Here is a 3,116-nt window from a genome sequence, read left to right as displayed (position 1 = left end):
TTCTCCCATAAGAAAAACACCTCCATTTGTCGATCTTACTACGAATACGACGTGGGAGGTGCTTTTATCTGTCTCATTTATTTAGGTCACTTCAACGCCAGGGAGGTTTTTTAATGAAAAATGGGAGGTTTATTCAAAAATATCAATCTTTTCTTCAATGGACGTTCTTGGTTTAGCTTTTGGTATTTTTTCAAAATAGCCGAGCTGCAGCATACCGACAATTGTTTCTTCCGGATCGATGCCGAGCAATTGCTTGAATCGGTTTGAATAGATATAATCACCGGTCTTCCAAATCATACCAATATTTTGTTCCCAGCTTAACAGCTGAAAATTTTGGATAAGGGTAGAGGCTGCGCCAAAATCCTCTTCCCATTTTTCCGTTTTTGGCTCTGCCTGATTAACGACAAGCAGGGCCCCGGGAAGCTCAGAAATTTGAGCCCGTACTTTTTCCGGTTTTTTCGACCCCTCATGCTCCTGATAATCGGCAAGGGCATCTGCAAGTTTCTCCGTACCGCTTCCAAGAAACAATAGAAAGCGCCATGGTTCACGCACGCCATGATCGGGCGCCCATTTGGATATTTCGAGCAGTTCAAGGATGGTTTGTTTATCTACCGGCTGGCCCGTAAATTTTTTAACGCTTCGGCGGGATTGAATGGTCTGGGCGAGTGGGGTACTGGCTATATCAGTCATAAGAAGTGCCTCCTAGATTGAAAATGATTATCATTTAATATTTTAACATATAGACGAATGAAATAGGGAAAGCTATAATTTGAAATGATCATCAATATCAATTTAAATAGAATTTGATCCGGAAGCAGAAGAGAAAGCTAAACCTGTCCGTAAAATAGAGCGTCCCGCCGAAGGGGGACGCTCTGTTAGTCATAGATGCTTATCTGTTTCAGTGAGGACATTTTGAATAGAAGCACCAGGAAAGGTTAAATCCGCCCATGAATCGAGTTCGGTTTCTTCCTGGTTTACAATAACGAGCCTGGCTCCGTTCTCTTTTGCTTCCATCGGAAAGAGGGAAGCAGGGGCTACCTGCAGGCTTGATCCGAGAACAATAAATAAATCACAGGCTGCGGTAGCCTCCTGAGCCTGCCCAATAGCCTGCTCCGGGAGCATTTCTCCAAACAAAACGATGCCCGGCCGGAGCTTGCCGCCACAGTTTGGACAAACGGAAGAACCGTTTAAAAAGTCTTTTTGCGATGCCTGACGACCGCAAATATGACAGTTAATCTCCCGCAGACTACCGTGTAAAGCAGAAACATGCTGCTGGCCGGCCGCCTGGTGAAAGCCATCAACGTTTTGGGTAATTAACTGCTGGAGGAGACCCTGTTGCTCCCATTGCGCCAGAATTTCGTGCCCTTTGTTTGGTGATGCATCAACTAGGGACTGAAGGCGCCATTGATAGAACTCTGTGAATGCTTCATTTTGATGTTCGAGCGCTTCGACTGTGGCCAGCTGTTTCGGATCATAATTGCGCCAAAGCCCTGAAGAAGACCGAAAATCAGGGAGCCCGCTATCTGTAGACATTCCGGCACCAGTCATTACAACACTGTAATTAGAGGCTTGAAGCCATTCTGCTAACTGTCTGCTCACGTTGATCCTCCTGACATATAATTATTAAATACGCTGTAATCTAAATACCCATCTTTACCCGCGGCTTACACTAATCGCAAAAGAAAGGTGCCCCGGGAAGAACTCCGTGCTAAAATAAAGGATAAAAGCATAAAAAAACACCAGCCTGAAAAGCCTGGTGTGTTCGTTGTATAAGAATGGTGCGGATGAGAGGATTCGAACCTCCAAGGGCGTAAGCCCACACGGACCTGAACCGTGCGCGTCTGCCAGTTCCGCCACATCCGCAAGACAAATTCTATTATAACTAGTAGCAGCGAATTGTGCAATAGAAAATTTGCTGTTTTTTTTATGGAATAGTACGATTAAAGCTAAGCAGAAAACGAACAGGAAAGTGAGTCGTCGATAATGAGCGAAAAGAGAGAGCAGGGATTCGGGCAGCGATTATACGAAGCGATTATGGTGATCCTTGCCATTCTCTCTGTAGGGACAATCTGGTACGAGACAGAAGTGTCCGGTTATATCATTTGGACCACCTGGGCGTTGTTTACGCTTGATTATGCTTTCCGTTTTTTTCGCGCAGAGAAGAAATGGGAGTTTGTAAAATCCCACCCGTTTTTATTAATAGCTATCATACCGGTAGATGCTATCTTTCAATTCGCACGTCTGGCAAGAATTATTCACCTTTTCCGTCTTAAGACGATCACCAAATTCTATACGATGCCGCTTATTCGCTATTTAAGCCGCCAGCACCAATATTACGTTTGGGGCGGTATTTTAATATTATACATTTGTTTTGTGCTTTGGGTGTGGGGCATCGAGCCTCCCGCAGATTCGCTGTGGACATCTGCTTTGAGCGTTCTTATGGCGCTTGTCATGTTTGGGCGCTCCAACATTGAACCGGTTACAGTGCTTGGTCAGGGGACAATGGTAGTGCTGAGCTTATTCGGGGTTATTTTATACGGTTTAATTTTAACCTACGTGTTTGAATATATTTCTTTAAGGTATTGGAAAAATAAAGTGAAAAAATGGTTTCCTTTTAATTAAAACGAGGGCTGCAGACAATGGAGATTCGTTGAACCGAGGTATGGCAGGGGATGTGTTAAAAAATAACACAAAATTATTGCAAACGTGTGACAGGGGAGTATGATAGAAATATATCAAAGGAGGGGTAATCATGTGGGCTTTGCATCTGGTACAGAATATGCGCTTTGTTATAATGGGGCTCTTGTCCCTTTCGGCAGTCAGCATTTTTGCTTTTCAGTCGGTAGAGATTGTACATGCATTTCTTGAAACGTTTAGACGCCGCTGACAAAAAGAATACTATGCAGCAGGAATACCCGGCTTTCGGGTGTTCTTTTTTGTGTGTCCACGTTTTGAATTCATAAAGAAAAAACTCTCTCCAAAAAGGAGAGAGTTCATATATGGCTTAATTAGTTTTTAGTAACGTTTGCAGCTTGTGGGCCGCGGTCGCCTTCTACTATTTCGAATTCTACCGTTTGTCCTTCTTCTAAGGTTTTAAAGCCTTCTTCCTGGATAGC

Annotated in this window: 4 protein-coding genes and 1 tRNA gene; 1 reads left to right on the top strand and 4 read right to left on the bottom strand. The window is 43.9% G+C overall.

From position 1 onward, the window contains the following. Nucleotides 1-129: 129 nt before the first annotated feature. From G548_RS0116770 to G548_RS0116760, 3 genes are all read right to left on the bottom strand, one after another. Nucleotides 130-690 (bottom strand): nitroreductase family protein, encoded by a 561-nt coding sequence (locus G548_RS0116770; RefSeq protein ID WP_022795293.1) that lies wholly within the window; start codon nucleotides 688-690, stop codon nucleotides 130-132. Nucleotides 691-879: 189 nt separating this feature from the next. After that, nucleotides 880-1,599 carry an NAD-dependent deacylase gene (locus tag G548_RS0116765; protein WP_022795292.1) on the bottom strand — a complete coding sequence of 240 codons (720 nt, stop codon included), beginning with the start codon at nucleotides 1,597-1,599 and terminating at the stop codon, nucleotides 880-882. Between the two features lie 177 nt (nucleotides 1,600-1,776). Continuing rightward, a tRNA-Leu gene (locus tag G548_RS0116760) sits at nucleotides 1,777-1,863 on the bottom strand. A 120-nt stretch (nucleotides 1,864-1,983) separates the two neighbouring features. On the opposite strand from G548_RS0116760, the gene G548_RS0116755 reads away from it, so the two are divergent. Next, entirely contained in the window at nucleotides 1,984-2,622 is a 639-nt protein-coding gene (locus G548_RS0116755) for a hypothetical protein (protein WP_022795291.1), read from the top strand. 386 nt (nucleotides 2,623-3,008) lie between these two features. On the opposite strand, the gene G548_RS18620 is transcribed toward G548_RS0116755, so the two are convergent. Further along, on the bottom strand, nucleotides 3,009-3,116 hold a 108-nt coding region (locus tag G548_RS18620), incomplete at its 5' end, for a cold shock domain-containing protein (protein WP_022795289.1).

The sequence above is a fragment of the Marinococcus halotolerans DSM 16375 genome, assembly GCF_000420725.1.
In the GTDB taxonomy this organism is placed as follows: Bacteria; Bacillota; Bacilli; order Bacillales; family Marinococcaceae; genus Marinococcus; species Marinococcus halotolerans.
This window is presented reverse-complemented; position numbering and strand designations above follow the sequence as displayed.

Bases quoted from the DNA above. Each gene is read 5' to 3' on its own strand.
- G548_RS0116770 (WP_022795293.1), bottom strand. From the start codon at position 690: ATGACTGATATAGCCAGTACCCCACTCGCCCAGACCATTCAATCCCGC.
- G548_RS0116755 (WP_022795291.1), top strand. From the start codon at position 1,984: ATGAGCGAAAAGAGAGAGCAGGGATTCGGGCAGCGATTATACGAAGCG.